Source organism: Actinoallomurus iriomotensis, from assembly GCF_030269445.1.
GTDB lineage: Bacteria > Actinomycetota > Actinomycetes > Streptosporangiales > Streptosporangiaceae > Actinoallomurus > Actinoallomurus iriomotensis.
The window spans coordinates 453509-471039 of record NZ_BSTJ01000005.1; the positions used below are offsets into that span (position 1 = coordinate 453509).

Annotated in this window: 16 protein-coding genes; 6 read left to right on the forward strand and 10 right to left on the reverse strand. The window is 71.3% G+C overall.

Annotated features, from left to right (window positions below; all coding sequences use genetic code 11):
• Positions 1–32: 32 nt before the first annotated feature.
• A complete protein-coding gene (locus QSK37_RS22995) occupies positions 33–1232 on the forward strand; it encodes a sensor histidine kinase (RefSeq protein ID WP_285624649.1) in 1200 nt (399 codons plus the stop codon).
• On the forward strand, positions 1229–1906 hold the full coding sequence (locus QSK37_RS23000; protein WP_285583222.1) for a response regulator: 678 nt from the start codon (positions 1229–1231) through the stop codon (positions 1904–1906). Before QSK37_RS22995 ends, QSK37_RS23000 begins: the two co-directional genes overlap by 4 nt.
• Before the next feature lie 74 nt (positions 1907–1980).
• On the opposite strand, the gene QSK37_RS23005 is transcribed toward QSK37_RS23000, so the two are convergent.
• From QSK37_RS23005 to QSK37_RS23040, 8 genes are all read right to left on the reverse strand, one after another.
• On the reverse strand, positions 1981–3669 hold the full coding sequence (locus QSK37_RS23005) for an ABC transporter substrate-binding protein (protein WP_285624652.1): 1689 nt from the start codon (positions 3667–3669) through the stop codon (positions 1981–1983).
• Positions 3670–3767: 98 nt separating this feature from the next.
• A complete protein-coding gene (locus QSK37_RS23010; RefSeq protein ID WP_285624655.1) occupies positions 3768–4850 on the reverse strand; it encodes an ABC transporter ATP-binding protein in 1083 nt (360 codons plus the stop codon).
• Between the two features lie 20 nt (positions 4851–4870).
• Complete coding sequence (locus QSK37_RS23015; RefSeq protein WP_285624658.1) at positions 4871–5923, reverse strand: ABC transporter ATP-binding protein; 1053 nt, start codon at positions 5921–5923, stop codon at positions 4871–4873.
• Positions 5920–6933 (reverse strand): ABC transporter permease, encoded by a 1014-nt coding sequence (locus QSK37_RS23020; protein WP_285583227.1) that lies wholly within the window; start codon positions 6931–6933, stop codon positions 5920–5922. Before QSK37_RS23020 ends, QSK37_RS23015 begins: the two co-directional genes overlap by 4 nt.
• Positions 6934–7023: 90 nt before the next feature.
• The gene (locus QSK37_RS23025; protein WP_285624661.1) at positions 7024–8772 is read right to left on the reverse strand and encodes an ABC transporter substrate-binding protein; all 1749 of its coding nucleotides are present in this window, start codon (positions 8770–8772) and stop codon (positions 7024–7026) included.
• Positions 8773–8832: 60 nt separating this feature from the next.
• Positions 8833–9834: an ABC transporter permease gene (locus tag QSK37_RS23030; protein WP_285624663.1), complete on the reverse strand. Its 1002-nt coding sequence runs from the start codon at positions 9832–9834 to the stop codon at positions 8833–8835.
• A 344-nt stretch (positions 9835–10178) separates the two neighbouring features.
• Positions 10179–10607, reverse strand: coding sequence for a hypothetical protein (locus QSK37_RS23035; RefSeq protein ID WP_285583234.1), 429 nt, complete (start codon positions 10605–10607; stop codon positions 10179–10181).
• A gap of 88 nt (positions 10608–10695) precedes the next feature.
• Positions 10696–11667: a DUF5937 family protein gene (locus QSK37_RS23040; protein WP_285624666.1), complete on the reverse strand. Its 972-nt coding sequence runs from the start codon at positions 11665–11667 to the stop codon at positions 10696–10698.
• A gap of 69 nt (positions 11668–11736) precedes the next feature.
• On the opposite strand from QSK37_RS23040, the gene QSK37_RS23045 reads away from it, so the two are divergent.
• Both QSK37_RS23045 and QSK37_RS23050 read left to right on the forward strand, forming a co-directional pair.
• On the forward strand, positions 11737–12966 hold the full coding sequence (locus tag QSK37_RS23045) for an MFS transporter (protein ID WP_285624668.1): 1230 nt from the start codon (positions 11737–11739) through the stop codon (positions 12964–12966).
• Between the two features lie 60 nt (positions 12967–13026).
• Complete coding sequence (locus tag QSK37_RS23050; RefSeq protein ID WP_285624672.1) at positions 13027–14220, forward strand: cytochrome P450 family protein; 1194 nt, start codon at positions 13027–13029, stop codon at positions 14218–14220.
• Here the strand turns inward: QSK37_RS23050 and QSK37_RS23055 are convergent.
• Both QSK37_RS23055 and QSK37_RS23060 read right to left on the reverse strand, forming a co-directional pair.
• Positions 14217–14861, reverse strand: a complete 645-nt coding sequence (locus tag QSK37_RS23055; protein WP_285624675.1) for an HAD family hydrolase — start codon at positions 14859–14861, stop codon at positions 14217–14219. The two genes, QSK37_RS23050 and QSK37_RS23055, sit on opposite strands and share 4 nt — an antisense overlap.
• Before the next feature lie 127 nt (positions 14862–14988).
• Positions 14989–15903 carry an aldo/keto reductase gene (locus QSK37_RS23060; RefSeq protein WP_285624677.1) on the reverse strand — a complete coding sequence of 305 codons (915 nt, stop codon included), beginning with the start codon at positions 15901–15903 and terminating at the stop codon, positions 14989–14991.
• A 169-nt stretch (positions 15904–16072) separates the two neighbouring features.
• Here QSK37_RS23060 and QSK37_RS23065 point away from each other — a divergent pair, with 169 nt between their 5' ends.
• Both QSK37_RS23065 and QSK37_RS23070 read left to right on the forward strand, forming a co-directional pair.
• A complete protein-coding gene (locus QSK37_RS23065; RefSeq protein ID WP_285583247.1) occupies positions 16073–16531 on the forward strand; it encodes a universal stress protein in 459 nt (152 codons plus the stop codon).
• Positions 16532–16631: 100 nt separating this feature from the next.
• Entirely contained in the window at positions 16632–17486 is an 855-nt protein-coding gene (locus QSK37_RS23070) for a PAC2 family protein (protein WP_285583249.1), read from the forward strand.
• The last annotated feature ends 45 nt before the right edge of the window (positions 17487–17531 follow it).

Consider the following 17531-nt stretch of genomic DNA (forward strand, 5'->3'; position numbering starts at 1 on the left):
CCGTGACAGACCGCAGCCCCTAACGTGAAGGGGTGTCCGAGCTCATCCGCAGCCGTCGTGCGTGGCTTGGTGCGCATCCCGTCGTCGCGGATGCGCTCGTTTCGGCGTTCCTGACGGTCTCCTGCCTGATCGAGGCTGCGTTCCAGAAATCCTACGGCGACCTTCCCGGCAAGCACCCGGACGTGGTGAGCGGGGTGCTGATGTCGGTCGTGGTGATGTCGCTGACGCTGCGGCGGCGCATGCCGGTGCCGGTGATGGCGTTCACGCTGGCCGGCAACGTCCTGTTGACCGCGCTGGGCTACGTGCCGACGCTGGGCGCCGCCCTGGCGTGTCTGGTGGCGCTGTACTCCGTGGCCTCGCACCGCGGGCTGGGCACGAGCCTGCCGGTGGGCGTGCTGGCCCTGGTGGTGTACGTCGTCTCGCTGGCCGTGCAGGGGCGCACGTTCTGGCAGTCGGTGAGCAACGCGGTGCTGTTCGCCGGGGCGTGGCTGATCGGGCGGAGCCTGCGGCTGCGCCGGGCGTACCTGGACGAGCTGGAGGCGCGGGCGCGGCGGCTGGAGCGGGCGCGGGAGGCCGACTCGCGCGCGGCGCGGGCGGAGGAGCGTTCGCGGATCGCCCGTGAGCTGCATGACGTGGTGGCCCATCATGTGAGTGTGATGACGGTCCAGGCGGGCGCGGCGCGGCGGATCCTGCACCGCGACCCGGAGTCGGTGCAGGACGCGCTGTCGACGATCGAGCAGATGGGCCGTACGGCGCTGGGTGAGATGCGGCGGCTGGTGGGGGTGCTGCGCACCGAGGCGGAGCCGGCGCGCAGCGAGCTGTCGCCGCAGCCGGGGGTGGGCGACGTGAGCGGGCTGGTGGAGCAGTTGCGTGAGACCGGCCTGCAGGTGCAGCTGTGGATCGAGGGTGAGAGCCGGTCGCTGTCGCCGGGGGTGGACCTGGCGGCGTTCCGGCTGGTGCAGGAGGCGCTGACGAACACGCTGAAGCACGCCGGGCCGCAGGCGCGGGCGTGGGTGCGCATCCAGTACGCCGACCGTCAGCTGGAGATCGAGGTGGAGGACGACGGCCGGGGGCTGGTGGCGGGCCTGGGCCGGCCGGGCGGGGGCGGCAACGGGCATGGGCTGATGGGCATGCGTGAGCGGGTCGCCCTCTATGGTGGCGATCTGCGGATCGGACCGCGTTCGGGCGGTGGGTTCGAGGTCCGCGCCCGATTCCCGTTGGAGGTTCCGTGACGATCAGGGTGCTGCTGGTGGACGACCAGCCGCTGCTGCGCACCGGGTTCCGTCTCATCCTGGAGGGTGAGGCGGACCTCGCCGTGGTCGGTGAGGCAGGTGACGGCGCGCGAGCGGTGGAGCTGACCCGCACGCTGCTGCCGGATGTGGTCCTGATGGACATCCGGATGCCGGGTGTCGACGGGATCGAGGCGACGCGGCGGATCGTCCGTGAGGAGGCGGCCAAGCACGATCCGCGGGTGTTGATCCTGACCACGTTCGACCTGGATGAGTACGTCGTGGAGGCGGTGCGGGCGGGGGCGAGCGGGTTCCTGCTGAAGGACGCGCCGCCGGAGGACCTGGTCACGGCGATCCGCATCGTCGCGGGCGGTGACGCGATCGTGGCGCCGAGCGTGACGCGGCGGCTGCTGGACCGGTTCGCGACGCGGCTGCCGTCGGTGCGTGAGGCGGCGCCGCCGCGTGGTCTGGCGATGCTGACCGAGCGGGAGCTGGAGGTGCTGCGGCACGTGGCGCGGGGGCTGTCCAACGCCGAGATCGCCGCGCAGCTCGTGGTGAGCGAGACGACGATCAAGACGCATGTGGGCAACCTGCTGGCCAAGCTGGGCCTGCGCGACCGCGTGCAGGCCGTGGTGTTCGCCTACGAGACGGGTCTGATCCAGCCCGGCCAGGCGTAGCCGGCGGCGGACACTCGCAAGACCATGGAGGCGTGTCCGGAGGGCGTCCGCCTGGCCGGCGGCCGACCTTCCGCTCAGCGGCCGAGGGCGGACAGGTCGTACATGCCGTAGGCGGGGTGGACGTAGACGTTCCGCAGCGAGTCCGGGCGGTACGTCACGGTCCGTTCGTCGATGAGCGGCACCAGCGCCGCGTCCGCCATCACCTGCCGGTCCGCCTCCGCCCAGGCGCTCGCCCGACGGGCCGGGTCGGTGATCTTCAGGCCACCGGTGAGGATCCGTTTCACCTGCGGGTCGCGCAGCTCCATGATGTCGCGGTTGGCGGTCTTGGTGACCGCACCGGTGATCGGCGCGAGGAAGCCGTACCCGGTCGGGTACGTCGCGGCCTGCGCGTCCAGGACGATGCCCAGCCGGTGGGCGTGCACGTACGCGGGTGAGCCGGCCGTGCTCCCCCACTGGAACGGTGACAGCCGGGTGACCTGGACGGTGATGCCCACCGTGGCCAGCGAGCGGCTCAGCGCGCCGGCGGCGGCGACGTCGCCCGCGCGGTCGGTCCGTACCGCCAGGCCGGTGTGGAAGCCGTCCGGCCGGCCGCAGGCCCGCAGTTCCTGCCGCGCGCGGGCGAGGTCGAGCGGGTAGGGGTTCGCGGGGCGGTACCCGACGACGGTGGTCGGCAGTGCGGTCGTGGCGACGTCGCCGGCGGCCGGACCGCCGTACGCGGCCCGCACCGCGACGCGGTCGGTGGCGTACTGCACGGCGCGGCGGCAGTGCACGTCGTCCATGGGCGGCACGCCGTGGGGCAGCATGGCGTACCGGACGAGGCCGGTGAGCGGGTCGTCGGCCCGCGCGCGTTCGGCGGGAGAGGCCAGGATGCTCGCGCGGGTGCGGGGCAGCACGCCGGCGCCGGTCGGGTCGGCGTCCGCGCCGCCGCCGAGCAGGCGGGCGTCGACGTCGGCGGCGGCGACCTTCTCGGTCACCTCGATCCGGTCGGGCAGCGCCGCGCGGGCGGGGCCGTCCTTCCACTCGGAGTTGCGGACCAGGGTGAAGCCCTCGCCGACGTCGTTGCGGGCGAAGCGGTACGGCCCGGTGGACAGGGGGTGCTTCTCGTACTTGCGCTTCGTGTCGGCGTCGCGCGGCACGGGCGCGGTCTGGGGGCTCGCCGCCAGGTGGTCGAAGTCGGCGAACGGGTGCTTGAGGTGGAAGACCACGGTGCGGTCGTCGGGTGTGGTGACGCCGGTGAAGTGGCCGAGGTCGGCGTCCAGGTACGGGCCCCAGTAGGTGCCGGACAGGACGTCGCGCAGGTCGTGCGGGCCGTCGTTCAGCTCGGCGGTGTAGTTGCTGCGCGCGACCGCGTACTTGACGTCCTGCGCGCGTACGGCGCGGCCGTTCTCGTACTTCAGGCCGGGCCGGAGCCGGTAGGTCCAGGTGCGGCCCCCGTCACCGGCCTTGCCGAGGCCCTCGGCGAGGTCGGGCACGACCCGCAGCCCGGCGGCGCCGGGGGCCGGGGCGTAGGTGACGAGCGAGCGCGCGTAGAGGCGGGCCAGGTCCGCGCCGTAGGCGAACCCGAGGTCACCGGGGTCCAGTGAGACCGGCGCGTCCGTCATGAGGAGCCGTAGGGTGCCGCCCCTGCCGGAGGAGGGGTGCACGGTTCGCGTCGACGCCTCGTCGAACGTGGTGTCCGCCCGGACCTGGTGGCGCTGCCCGCCGCCGCACCCGGCCAGGCCGAGCACGAGCACCGTCGCGCATGCCGCGAATCTGCCCGTCACCCGTAAATCATTGCAACCAGTGCATCATTGCACCAAGCGCACGAAGTGAGACGTTCACCACCCCCCGGCACCGCGCGGCACCGCGCGCGGTGGTCCGATCAGGCGATGCCGGCGGCCTTGGCGACGCGGCTCTCGGCGTCCGGCGGGGCGTTCTCCGGGAAGTGGCAGGCGACCTGGTGGCCCGGCTTGAGCTCCACCATCGGCGGCTCCACCTGGCCGCACACCTCCTGGGCCTTCCAGCAGCGCGTGTGGAAGCGGCACGCCGGCGGCGGGTTGAGAGGGCTGGGCACGTCGCCCTGCAGCCGGATGCGCTCGCGTCCGCCGCGCACGCTCGGGTCCGGCACCGGGACCGCCGACAGCAGCGCCACCGTGTACGGGTGCATCGGGCCGTCGTACAGGCTCTCGTTGTCGCCCAGTTCCACCATCTTGCCCAGGTACATCACGCCGACCTGGTCGGAGATGTGCCGGACCACCGACAGGTCGTGGGCGATCACCACGTACGTCAGGTGGAACTCGTCCTGCAGGTCCTCCAGCAGGTTGACGACCTGCGCCTGGATGGAGACGTCCAGCGCCGACACCGGCTCGTCCGCCACGATGAGCTTCGGCCGCAGCGCGAGCGTGCGGGCGATGCCGATGCGCTGCCGCTGCCCGCCGGAGAACTCATGCGGGTACCGGTTGTAGTGCTCGGGGTTGAGACCCACCACGTCGAGCAGGTCCTGCACCGCCTTCTTCACGCCCGCCTCGGTCGCGACGTTCTGCAGGCGGAACGGCGCGCCGACGATCGAGCCGACCGTCTTGCGCGGGTTCAGCGACGAGTACGGATCCTGGAAGATCATCTGGATGTCGCGGCGCAGCGGGCGCATCGTGCCCTGCGACACGTGGGTGATGTCGCGGCCCTCGAAGACGATACGGCCGTCCGTGGGCTCCAGCAGGCGGGTGATCATGCGGCCGGTGGTCGTCTTGCCGCAGCCGGACTCCCCCACCAGGCCGAGGGTGCGGCCCGCACGTACGGTGAAGTCGACGCCGTCGACGGCCTTGACGGCGCCCACCTGACGTTTGACGACCGCGCCGCGGGTCACCGGGAAGTGCTTGCGCAGCCCGCTGACCTCCAGCAGGACCTCACCTTCCGGGCCGGCCGGCCGCGGCTCCTCCACCACCGTCGTGTCGGGTGTCGTCACCATGTCTCCCGCGGTCTCCTCGTTCAAAGCTTCGGCCGTACCTCTTCGTCCCAGAGACGCCGCCGATCCTCCCGGTCGAGGTGGCAGGCGACCCGGTGCCCGGGGGAGATCTCGCGCAGCTCCGGGCGTTCGGTCTCGCTGCGGCCCTGGTTCAGCTCCGCGTACGCGCAGCGGGGGCTGAACGCGCAGCCCTGCGGCACGTTGATCAGGCTGGGCGGACTGCCCTTGATCGGCAGCAGCCGCTCGGAACGGTCCCGGTCCAGGCGGGGCATCGAGCCGAGCAGGCCCCAGGTGTAGGGGTGCTCGGGCGAGTGGAAGATCTCCTCCACGTCGCCGTACTCCACGCATCGGCCGCCGTACATCACCAGGATGTCGTCGGACAGTTCGGCGACCACGCCGAGGTCGTGGGTGATGATGATGACCGCGGAGTTGAACTCCTGCTGCAGGTCGCGGATCAGGTCGAGGATCTGCGCCTGCACCGTCACGTCGAGGGCCGTCGTGGGCTCGTCGGCGATGAGCAGCTCCGGGTCGCACGACAGTGCCATCGCGATCATCGCGCGCTGGCGCATGCCGCCGGAGAACTGGTGCGGGTAGTCGTCGACCCGCCGGTCCGGCTGCGGGATGCCGACGCGGTCGAGCATGTCGATGGCGTGCTTGCGGGCGACCTGCTTGGAGACGTCGTTGTGCAGGCGGTACGCCTCGATGATCTGCGCGCCGATGGTGTAGAAGGGGTGCATCGACGACAGCGGGTCCTGGAAGATCATGGACATCTTCCGGCCGCGCATGCGCCGCACCTGGTCCGCCGACGAGCCGACGATCTCCTGGCCGTCCAGCCAGATCTCGCCGGAGACCCGGGCGTTCTTGCGGTTGTGCAGGCCCAGCAGGCCGAGGCTGGTCACGCTCTTGCCCGAGCCGGACTCCCCCACGATGCCGAGCGTGCGGCCGCGCTCCAGGGAGAAGGACAGCCCGTCGACCGACCGGACCAGGCCATCGTCGGTCGGGAAGTGGATGCGCAGGTCGCGCACCTCCAGGAACGGCTTCGGCGCCTGCACCGCGGTCGCGTCCTCGTCCGTCATGAGAGCCTCACCCTCGGGTCGATCACCGCGTACAGGATGTCCACGACGAGGTTGGCGAGCACGATGAAGAACGCGCCGATCATCACGACGCCGAGGACCCGTGGCAGGTCGTTGTTGTTGATCGAGTCGATCGCGAACTTGCCGAGCCCCGGCAGGGAGAACGTGCCCTCGGTGAGCACCGCGCCGCCGAGCAGCGTGCCCAGGTCGATGCCGAAGATGGTGAGCACCGGAGTGAGGGTGGCCCGCAGCGCGTGCCGGGTGATCACGACGCGTTCGGGCAGGCCCTTCGCGCGTGCCGTGCGGATGTAGTCCTCCCCCATCGTCTCCAGCATTCCGGCGCGGGTCAGCCGCGCGTACAGCGCGCCCTGCATGAACGCCAGGGTGACCCACGGAAGGACGAGGTTGGCGGCCCACGTGGCCGGGTTCTGGGTGAACCCGACGTAGGTGCCGGCGCCGGGGAACCACTGCAGGTTGTCCCGGAAGATCGCCAGGGACAGCAGTCCGGTGAAGAAGATGGGCAGCGACACGCCGGCGAGGGCCACGCCCATCGAGGCCCGGTCGACCGCGCTGCCCCGCTTGAGCGCGGAGATCACGCCGGTGGTCACGCCGAACACCAGCCAGATCACCGCGGCGCCGGCCGCCAGGGACAGCGTGACGGGCAGCCGGTCGAGCAGGTCCGGCCAGACCGGGGTCTGGTTGATGAAGGAGTAGCCGAAGCACGGCGGCGCGCAGTACACCTTCGAGGGGCCGAAGTCGTAGTGCGCCCCGACGATGATGCCCTTGACGAAGTTCCAGTACTGGACCACCACCGGCCGGTTCAGGCCGAGCCGGATCTCCACCTCGTGGATCGCCTGCGGACCTGCGCTCTTGCCCACGTAGCGCGACGCCAGGTCCGCGCTGCTCGCGCCGGTCAGCCTCGGGACGAGGAAGAAGATCGCGAAGGTCACCATGCTGACGATGATGAGCAGGGCGATCGCGGCGAGCAGTCGCCGGATGAGGAAGTTGACCACAGTGCCTGGCTGCGGTGGACGGCGGGCCGGTTAGCTCCCGCCGTCCACCGATGCCTTCACCTGCCTTCTATGGACGGTTCGATCCGACGGCTACTTCACGCCCAGCTGGGCGTAGTCGTAGTAGCCGTTGAGGCCCTGGTTGACGTACACGTTCTTCGCCGAGGGCGGCCGGTAGAGCAGGTGCTTCTCGTCCAGGAACGGCACGATGTAGGCGTCGTCCATGACCTTCGCGTCGATCTGGGCCCACAGGGCTCCGCGGGCGGTGGTGTCCGCGGTGACCGTGGCCTTGTCGATCAGCTGGTCGACGGCCGGGTCCTTCACACCGAGGTTGGTGTTGCCCGCGGACCGGATGACGCGGCTGTCGACGATCTGCTGGAGGTACCCGAAGCCCTCCGGCCAGTCGGCGCCCCACGACATCATGATCAGGCCGAGACCGTTCTTCTTCACGTACTCCGGGTTCCCGGCGTACAGCTTGAAGTAGTCGCCCGTGGGGTACTTCTTGATCTCGGCGTTGATGCCGACCTTCTTCAGGCCCTGCTGGAGCGCGAGAGCGGCGTTGATCTCCTTCGGCCGCTCGGTGCGCGCGGAGATGATCGTGTTGAAGCCGTTCGGCTTGTTGCACGCCTGCAGCTCCTGCTTGGCCTTGGCCACGTCGCCGTGGTTGTCCGCGCCGGAGGGGTAGGGGTTGATGTCCTGATTGCCGGGGATCAGCGGCATCATCAGGTGGGTCGCGACGTCACCGCCGGACAGCGGGCCTCCGTAGGCGGTCTGCATCGCCTGCTTGTCGGTGGCGTACTCCACGGCCTTGCGGCAGTGGACGTTGTCGAACGGCGGCACCGAGGAGGAGATCGCCACATAGTCCAGCCGGGCGGTCGCCGCCGAGTCGGCGTTCTTCTTCAGGTTGGCGTTCGACTGGACCTTGGCCGCGGCGGCGGCGCCGAGCCCCAGGCCCTGGATGTCCATGTCCGCCGAACCGGCGATCAGGCGGTTGTCCAGGTCGTCCGCGTTGACACCGATCTGCACCTGAATGCGGTCCGGCAGCTGCTTGCGGTTCGGGTCGGTGCTGGGGTCCCAGTTGGTGTTGCGGACCATGTTCAGCTGCTTGCCCGGCGTGTAGCTCTCGAACTTGTACGGCCCGGTGGACACCGGGTGCAGCTTGTAGTTCGTGCCCGTGTCCTTCGCCTGCGGCACCGGGATGGTGGCCGGCAGCATCGCGAAGTAGTCGAAGCCGGCGAACGGCTTCTTCAGGTGGAAGACGATCGTGTTGTCGTCCGGCGTCTCGATCGCCTTCAGACCGAGCTTGCCCGGGGTCTTGTCCTTGTACGGGGACGAGTAGCCCTTGGTGTCGAGGAAGTCACCGAAGTACGTCGGCCCGTCCGGGAACGTGTTCTTGTCCAGCGTGCGCTCGACGTCGTACTTGACGTCCTGGGCGCGCACCGGCGTGCCGTCCTCGTACTTGACGCCCTGCTTGAGCTTGTAGGTCCAGGTCTTGAAGTCGGCGCTGTGCTCGCCGAGGTTCTGGGCCAGGTCGGGGACCAGCTGCAGGCCGGCCTGGCCGGGCACGGTCTTGAACATCGTCAGCGCCCGGCCGTACAGGCGGATGAAGTCCCAGGACCAGCCGTAGTAGGTGTCGGCCGGGTCGGTGCTGTCCCATTCGACGGCGTTGCCGATACGGAGCGTGCCACCGGTCTTGGTCGAGGCGTTCACCACCGAGGTGATGCCCTCGTTGAACTTGCCGTTCCCTCCGGAACTGCTCGTGGAACCGCCCGTGCCGCCACAGGCGGCCAGGGCGAGGGCGAGCGCTGCGCCCACCGCCGCCAAGGGCGTTCTTCTCCTCATTTGGTTGTCTTCCTCCTTCGGGAACGACACAGAGAGTCGGTCCGATCGGCAGATTCGTGATCAGCGGGCACGGGGGTCCAGTGCGTCGCGCAGCCCGTCGCCGAACAGGTTGAAGGCGAGGACCGTAATGAAGATCGCCACACCGGGGACGATCATGAACCACGGGTCGACCGAGTAGATCGGGACCGCCTGGGCGAGCATGCCGCCCCATGTGGGCGTCGGCTCGTTCACACCGACGCCGAGATAGGAGAGCGCCGCCTCGAACAGGATGTTCGTCGGGATGAGCAGCGTGGAGTACACCAGGATCGGAGCGACGAGGTTCGGGAGCAGCTCGCGGAACAGGATGTAGGGCGCCCGCGCGCCCATCGAACGCGCGGCGTCGACGAACTCCCGTTCGCGCAGCGACAGGGTCTGCCCACGGATGATCCGGCCGATGTAGGCCCAGTTGAAGAACCCGATGATGAAGATCAGCAGCCCGATGCGCAGCCCGTTGCCGGACAGCCCGAACACCTTCCCCTGCACCACTCCGGCGAGCGCGATGGCGAACAGCAGGAGCGGGAAGGCCAGGAAGACGTCCATGGCCCGGGCGATCACGGTGTCGACCCAGCCGCCGAAGTAGCCGGCGACGATCCCGAGCGTCGACCCGATGACCACCGACAGCAGCGTCGCGAGGAACGCGATGAGCAGCGAGATCCGGGCGCCGTAGACGATCCGGCTGAAGATGTCACGGCCGTTCGTCGGCTCGACGCCGAGCAGGAACTTCCCGCTGATGCCCGAGTGCCAGGGCCCGTGGAGCGGACGCTGGAGGTTCGGGTCGATCATGTCCTGGTGGAACTCGCCCGTCGGGTGGCCGAACCAGGAGGTCAGCAACGGCGCGAAGATCGCCATGAGGATCAGGAGGATCACCAGGGCGCCACCGGACATGGCCACCTTGTCGCGCCGCAGCCGCATCCAGGCGATCTGACCGAGCGAACGGCCCTCGACCTTGCCGCCCATGCCCGCGAGCACTGCCTCGGGCTGCGCCTCGGCCTCGGAACCGGACACCTCGATCGGTGCGGTCACGGCACCTCCTTCGTCGGCACCGTGACCAAGGTGCTGTGTTGAACGCTTCCCTCGCTGCGCTCAGTCACTGGGGGTACCTCCCACGCTCGGCGGCGTTGCCGTCAACAGAACGACCGGTCACCCCACATGCAAAACAGGACATATGAGGCCCATATGCGTCCATTGGAGAGGGAACCTACCTCTCCCGGGACGACTCTCATGCCCTGGAGGAGGTCGGCGCTAGTACCCGTGTCTCGATTGTGATCTCGTCGTCATCAAGGCCACATTCGGTGTTACACACTCGTGAACATGTGCGTTCACACCGTCACACGCGTGTCACATCAGTCACGCGTCTCCGCAGGTCATCAGCTGATTCCGCGGTTCTTCAGGATCTCCTCGATCTCGGCGAGGTCGGGGTCGACGGCCGTCTTCCGCCCCTCGACGGCGGCCTTGCCGCCGCTCTTCGGCGCCGCCTTGGGGGCGCCGCCGCGGCCGGCCTCGGCCCGGTCGGATCCCGCCTTCGCGCCGCCGCCCCTGCGCAGCATCACCCCGGAGGTCATGTACAGCACCGCGCCGAGCCCCAGGACGATCACGCCCGCCCACTTGAGCGGACTGAACGCCAGGTCGACCAGGAACTTCGTCAGGCCGGTCAGGTAGGCGCCCAGCGGGAGCAGCGACCACGCGGCGCCGCGCAGGCCGGAGGCCGCCCCGCGCCGGCGCGCGGCCGCCCAGCTTCCCACCAGCCCCAGCACCGTGACGGCCAGGCTGATCGAAAAGAGGAAGAAATCACTCATCACAGCACCTCGTTGGGACGCGTACGGCTGGTCCTCCATGGTTACACGTAATGACGCGAATACCCCTCCTTCCGGGGGACGGTTCGGGCTACTCCCCCGGCATGAGGCCCTCGGCCAGCGCCCGGCCCAGCGGCGTATGCCGGTACCGCACCTCGTGACCGGTGCGGCGCCGGGTCAGCAGGCCCGCGCCCTCCAGCGCGGACAGGTGCGCCGACACCGTGGAGGGCGCCAGGCCGTGCCGGGCCGCGAGCGCCGCGGTCGTGGCCGGCTCGGCGAGGTCGGCGAGGATCAGCCCGCGGGTACGGCCGAGGAGCCGGGCCAGCGGTGCCGGGGCCGTCATCCGCCCGCCGAGGAGCGCGCCGATGCCACGGGCCGGGTAGATCAGCGTCGGCTGCCAGGGCCGGTCCACGACCGCCGTGACGCTGGGCCACACGAACGCGCTCGGCATGAGGATCAGCCCGTCGCCGTCCAGCTTTCGCTCGACGTCGTCGCCGGCCGGCTCGATCACGATGGCCTGCCCGGACCATCGGACGCGCTCGTCCAGGCCGGCGACGACGTGACCGAGGCCGTACGCCGCCATGAGCCGCGAGCGGTACTCGATGTCGCCGTCGATCAGCTCCCGCACCCGCGGCCACCAGGGCAGCACCAGCCGGCGCCAGGCGTCCTCGAGCCCGGCGGCGAGGACGTCGCGCGCCGTCTCCGGGTCGGCGATCATCGCGCGCACGGCGGCCGGTGACGGGCACGTCGCCAGGTCGACGCGGCGCAGTTCGGCCCGTAGCTGCCCGGGCGGGGTCGCGCGCACGGCGGCGAGCTGGTCCTCCACCGAGGGCGCGGCCTCGCGCGGCGGGGGGCTGAGGAAGTCGGGCGTGTAGCCGCGCGTGGACTGCACGGCGAGCAGCTCGTCCGCCGGAGGGTCGTCGCGCACCTGTTCCCACCAGGGCCGCAGGTACGGGTGAGAGCGCGGGTCGACGAACGCGCGCACGGCGTTCACCGTCTCCCACAGCGGGGAGGTGGCGAAGCGGCAGCGCAGCAGGTCGCCGCCGCTCACGACGAGTCGCATCACGGCCACGACATTCGCCCCCTAACGAATCTTTCGCGCCCTCAGCGTAGGTTCTGCCAGTTTCGGCGGGTGAGCACCATCCCCCGGGCGGGGCGCTACCGGGACGCGTTCGCCTCCGCCGAGTTCCGGGCGCTGTTCGGCGCCTTCGTCGTGTCGATGCTCGGCTATGTCGTCGCCGGGCTGGCACTGACCGTGCTGGTCTACCGGCAGACGCGTTCGCCGCTGCTGTCGGCGCTGACCTTCACCGCGACGTTCCTGCCGTACCTGTTCGGCGGGACGCTGCTGTCCGGCCTGGTGGACCGGGTGCCGTCGCGGCGGCTGCTGGCCGGCTGCGACCTCGGCTGCGCCGCGATCGTCGCGGTGATGACCGTGCCGGGCGTGCCGGTGCCGGTGCTGTTCGCGCTGCTGTGCGTGATGAGCCTGCTGACCCCGGTCGCGACCGGGGCACGGGGCGCGCTGGTCGCCGACGTCCTTTCGCCGGAGGCGGTGGTGCCGGCGCGCTCGCTGCTGCGGCTGGTGGCTCAGGGCGCCCAGGTCGCCGGGTACGCGGCCGGCGGCGGGCTGCTGGCCGCCCTGTCGCCGCGGGCGGTGCTGGGCGTGGAGGCCGTGACGTTCACCGCCTCGGCGCTGGTGCTGCGCGGTCTGCTCGTGCGCCGGCCGGCGCGCGGGCGGGCCGGCGGCTCGCTCGCCGGCGACTCGCTGCGCGGGGTGACGCGGGTGCTGGCGAACGGGCCGCTGCGGCGGGTCCTGCTCCTGGGCTGGCTGGTGCCGTTCCTGATGACGTGGCCGGAGGCGCTGGCGGCGCCCGCGGTCGCCGGGCGGGGGCTGCCGGCCTCGGCGACCGGATGGTGGCTGGCCGCCGCCCCGGTGGGCACCGTCGCCGGCGAGCTGGCCGGGGTCTGGCTGATCCCGGCCGCCCGCCGCGCTCGGCTGAGCGCCCCGCTGGCCGCCTGCGGCTTCGTGCCGCTGCTGTTCTTCTTCGCGCGTCCGCCGCTGGTTCCCGCGCTGGTCCTGCTGACCGCCGCCGGGCTCTGCGGCGCGTACGTGCTCGGCCTGGACCAGCTGCTGCTCGACGTGACCTCCCCGGAACTGCTCGGGCGCGCGTACGCGGTGAACTCCGCGGGGCTGATGGCGATACAGGGCGTGGGCTTCGCCACGGCGGGCGCGCTCGGCGAGATGGTGCCCCCCGACCTGGCGATCACGTTCGCGGGCGGCGCGGGGCTGGTGGTCGTCGCGCTGCTCGGCCGGGCGCGCCGCGTCCCGTCCGGCCGCCCGCGAGCGGCCGGTGCGGACCGGTGAGCCGCGGGTATGGCAAGGACTGAGGCGTCGTACGGCGCCGGGATCGGTAGATTGGGCGCGGTGCGACCCGTAGAGATCGACGGTGAGTTCGTCACCGCGCCCCGCGCCACGTACGCCCGGCTCCGCGAACAGGGACCGGTGCACCGCGCCCTGGCACCGGACGGCACCCGGGTCTGGCTGGTCACCCGGTACGAGCACGTGCGCCAGGCGCTCGCCGATCCACGCCTGTCGCTCGACAAGGCCCATTCCAGCGGCGGGTACAAGGGGTTCTCGCTGCCGCCCGCCCTGGACGCGAACCTGCTGAACATGGATCCGCCGGCCCACACGCGGCTGCGCCGCGTCGTGGCGAAGGGATTCACGCCGCGTCAGGTCGAGCGTCTCCGGCCCCGCGTCCAGGAGATCGCCGATGAGCTGCTGGACGCCCTGGACGGACGCGAGGAGATCGACCTGCTCCCCGCGTACTGCGCCCCACTGCCGATCAACGTGATCTGCGACCTGCTCGGCGTCGACGCGGCCGACCGGCGGGACTTCCGATCCTGGACCGACGGCCTTCTCGCGCCGGACACCCCGCAGCAGGCGCGCGACGCGTTGAGCTCGCTGTACCGCTTCATCCTCGACCTGATCGCGGCCAGGCGAGCCGCGCCGGGCGAGGACATGCTCAGCACGCTGGTCCGGCTCCGCGACGGGGAGGACCGGCTCAGCGAGAACGAACTGACCTCGGCCGCGTTCCTGGTCCTGTTCGCCGGCTATGAGAACACCATGAACCTGCTGGGCAACGGCCTCGTCGCGCTGCTGACCCGGCCGGACGCGCTGGCCCGGGCACGCGCGGGGCTGACCCCGGCGGCGGTGGACGAGCTGCTGCGGTTCGACCCACCGCCGCAGCTGGCCATCCGGCGCTTTCCCGTGGCGGACGTCGAACTCGGCGGGGTGACGATCCCGGCGGGTGAGACGGTCATGCTCTCCCTGGTGTCCGCGCACCACGACCCGGACCGGTTCCCCGACCCCGAACGGCTCGACCTGGGCCGTGCCGACAACCCGCACCTCGGCTTCGGGCACGGCCCGCACTACTGCCTCGGCGCGTCGCTGGCACGGATGGAGGTCGAGGTCGGCATCGGCGCGCTGCTGCGGAGGTTCCCACACCTCGCGCTCGCCGTCGCCGAGGACGACCTGCACTGGCGGAACTCCTTCCGCAACCGCGGGCTCCGCACTCTCCCGGTCACCCTGCGGGCCGCCGACGGCCGGCGCCAGGCCTAGGCGACGAGGGAGCGCAGGCGGGCCAGGTCGACCTCGAGCAGGGAGGACACGACCGTACGGCCCGGGGCCTCGGGGATCGGGACGACGCTGGGCACGGCGACGACGTGGCAGCCGGCCGCGGTGGCGCTGTCGGTGCCGCTCGGGGAGTCCTCCAGCGCGACGCAGCGGCGCGGGTCGACGTCCAGGAGCCGCGCCGCGGTCAGGTACGGCTCGGGATGGGGCTTGGTGTGGGCGACCTCGTCGCCCGCGACCGTGAGAGTCAGACGGTCGCGGCCGATGCCGTCCAGGGCGTACTCCATCAGCGCGCGATGGGTGGAGGAGACCAGCGCGGACGGGACGCCGGCCTCGCGTACCTCATCGAGCAGTTCCTTGGCGCCCGGCATCATCGGGACGTTCACGCGCAGCCGCTCGGCCATGCCGGCCAGCAGCCGGCGGCCGAGCTCCTCCGGGTCGGCGACCGGGCCGGTACGCGCCAGCATGTAGGCGACGGTGCGGGCGATCGAGCCGCCGACCAGCGTCTCCTGGTCCTCCGGGCCCCACGAGGCGCCCAGGTCGGCCATGATCTCGGCTTCGCTCTCGAACCAGAGGCGCTCGGAGTCCACGAGCAGCCCGTCCATGTCGAACAGGACCGCCTGAAGCACCTGTATCGCCTCCTCGGCGAGCGGGGGAATCGGGATGCCCGAGCCTACGTGAGGCGCGTGACCGTTCACGCCACCGGCCGTCCCGTACGGCGGGTACGGGACGGCCGGTGGCGTGAACGGGCCCTGGTCAGACGGAGGCGCTGGTCAGCCGCTCCAGCTCGTCGGCGGACAGGGTCAGGTCGGCGATGGGCAGCAGCCCGGCGAGCTGCTCGGTGTCGCGGGCGCTGGCGATCGGCGCGACCACGGTCGGCTGGGCCAGCAGCCACGCGAGGGCCACCGCGCCCAGGCTCGTGTCGTGGGCGGCGGCGATCTCGTCGAGGGCGCCGAGCACCGCCACGCCGCGGCGCTCGTTCAGGTACTCGCGGGCGCGTTCGGCGCGCGGGCTGTCGCCCTCCGGCCCGCCCGGCCGGTACTTGCCGGTGAGGAACCCGCGGGCGAGCCCGAAGTAGGGCAGCACGCCGAGGTTCTCCCGTGCGCACAGGTCGGCGAGGTCCTCCTCGAAGCCGCGCTCCATGAGGTTGTAGTGCGGCTGCAGGGCCACGTAGCGGGCCAGGCCCTCGGTCTCGGAGATCTTCAGGGCGGCGGCGAGGCGCGGGGCCTCGTAGTTGGAGGCCGCGATGTGACGGACCTTGCCCTCGCGGACCAGCTCGTCGAACGCGCTCAGGGTCTCCTCGATCGGCGTGCCGAGGTCGTCGCGGTGCGCGTAGTACAGGTCGATGTGGTCGACGCCCAGGCTCCGCAGCGAGTCCTCGGCGGCGGCGCGGATCGTCTCGGGCTTGAGGTTCGCCCGCTCCCCCGCCATCCCCACCTTGGTGGCGATCACGATGTCGTCGCGGCGGCCCCGCCGGGCCAGCCACCGGCCGATGATCTTCTCGGACTCGCCGCCGGCGTACAGGTCGGCGGTGTCGATGAAGTTGCCGCCCGCCGCCACGTACGCGTCGAGCACCGCGAAGGACGCGTCCTCGTCCGCGGTCCAGCCGAAGACGTTGCCCCCCAGGCAGAGCGGGAAGACGTCGAGTTCGGTATCAGAGATCTTCGTCATGTGGCCGACTCTACGACCGCGTTCCCGCTCGTCGCCGGGCAGGTTGGGGTGTCGGGACCCGGCCGGGTGATCGACCTCACGGTCGCCGCGTCACCGTTGGGGCCCCGGCGCGTTGTCCTACTGACAGAATCTCCAACAAGCAGACAAACGGCGGCCCTAAGGAGCATCCGTGGCTTCGTACCGCAAGGTCCTCGTCGGCACCGACGGTTCCCCCTCATCGTTCCGCGCCGTCGAGGCCGCGGGACGCGTCGCGGCCGACGCCGGGGCGAAACTGATCATGGTCTGCGCCTACCATCCGATGTCGGACCGCGAGCGCGCCCGCGCCGGCGATCAGCTCGGCGACCTGGCCTACAAGGTGGAGGGGTCCACCCCCGCCGACGACGCCCTGCGGGCCGCGCGCGACCGGGCCATCGCCGTCGGGGCGAAGGACGTCGAGGAGGTCGCCGTGGCCGGCGACGCCGTCGACACGCTCCTCGAACTGACCGAAGAACGCGGCGTCGACCTGCTCGTCGTCGGCAACCGGGGGCTCAACAGCCTCGCCGGCCGTCTTCTGGGTTCCGTCCCGGCCAACCTGTCCCACCGGGCCCGCTGTGACGTGCTGATCGTCCGTACGACCGACGGCAAGTGACGCTCTCCGGCCCACCCGGATGATCTCGGGTGGGCATCGAGCGGCTTACAGGACATAGGCTTGAGATGTCGTGTAACGGACGCACCGATGGGGAGGCAGCGTGGTCGAGCTCGACGATGTGCCCGAGCTCGTCGAGCCGGTGGTGATCGCCGCCTTCGAGGGGTGGAACGACGCCGGTGAAGCGGCGAGCGGTGTGATCCAGCATCTGGAGGAGAGCTGGGGGGCCACCCCGCTGGCCGCGCTGGACCCGGACGACTACTACGACTTCCAGGTGACGCGGCCCACCGTCGAGCTGGTCGACGGCAAGACCCGGCGCATCAGCTGGCCGACGACGAGGATGTCCCTGGCCAAACTGCCCGGCTCCGACCGCGACGTGGTGCTCATCCACGGCATCGAGCCGAACATGCGCTGGCGGTCGTTCTGCCAGGACATCGTCGGGATCATGCTGGAGCTCGGCGTCGAGACGGCCGTACTGCTCGGCGCGCTGCTGGCCGACGCGCCGCACACCCGGCCCGTGCCGGTGACCGCGGCCTCCTCCGACACCGGCCTGACCAGCCGTCTGCAGCTCGAACCGGCCCGCTACGAGGGCCCCACCGGTGTGCTCGGCGTGCTGCAGGACGCCTTCGCCACGGCCGGGCTGGAGACCGTGTCGCTGTGGGCGGCCGTCCCCCACTACGTCGCCCAGCCACCCTCCCCCAAGGCGACGCTGGCGCTGCTCCGCTGGGTGGAGGACCTGCTCGACGTGTCGGTGCCCATGGGCGACCTGCCGGAACAGGCCCGCGCCTGGGAACGCGGCGTCAACGAACTGGCCGAACAGGACACCGAGGTGGCCGAGTACGTCCGGGCGCTGGAGGAGCAGAAGGACGCCACCGAACTCCCGGAGGCCAGCGGCGACGCGATCGCCCGCGAGTTCGAACGCTACCTACGCCGCCGCGGCGGCGGCGACCCCGGCTGAGCCACCCGGGTCACGCCCCGCAGCGGACACGTTGAAGGAAGCCGT

Coding starts and splice junctions, on each gene's coding strand:
- QSK37_RS23060 (WP_285624677.1), bottom strand. CDS start 15,903: ATGACGAAGATCTCTGATACCGAACTCGACGTCTTCCCGCTCTGCCTG.
- QSK37_RS23015 (WP_285624658.1), bottom strand. CDS start 5,923: ATGACGGACGAGGACGCGACCGCGGTGCAGGCGCCGAAGCCGTTCCTG.
- QSK37_RS23010 (WP_285624655.1), bottom strand. CDS start 4,850: ATGGTGACGACACCCGACACGACGGTGGTGGAGGAGCCGCGGCCGGCC.
- QSK37_RS23040 (WP_285624666.1), bottom strand. CDS start 11,667: ATGCGACTCGTCGTGAGCGGCGGCGACCTGCTGCGCTGCCGCTTCGCC.
- QSK37_RS23035 (WP_285583234.1), bottom strand. CDS start 10,607: ATGAGTGATTTCTTCCTCTTTTCGATCAGCCTGGCCGTCACGGTGCTG.
- QSK37_RS23025 (WP_285624661.1), bottom strand. CDS start 8,772: ATGAGGAGAAGAACGCCCTTGGCGGCGGTGGGCGCAGCGCTCGCCCTC.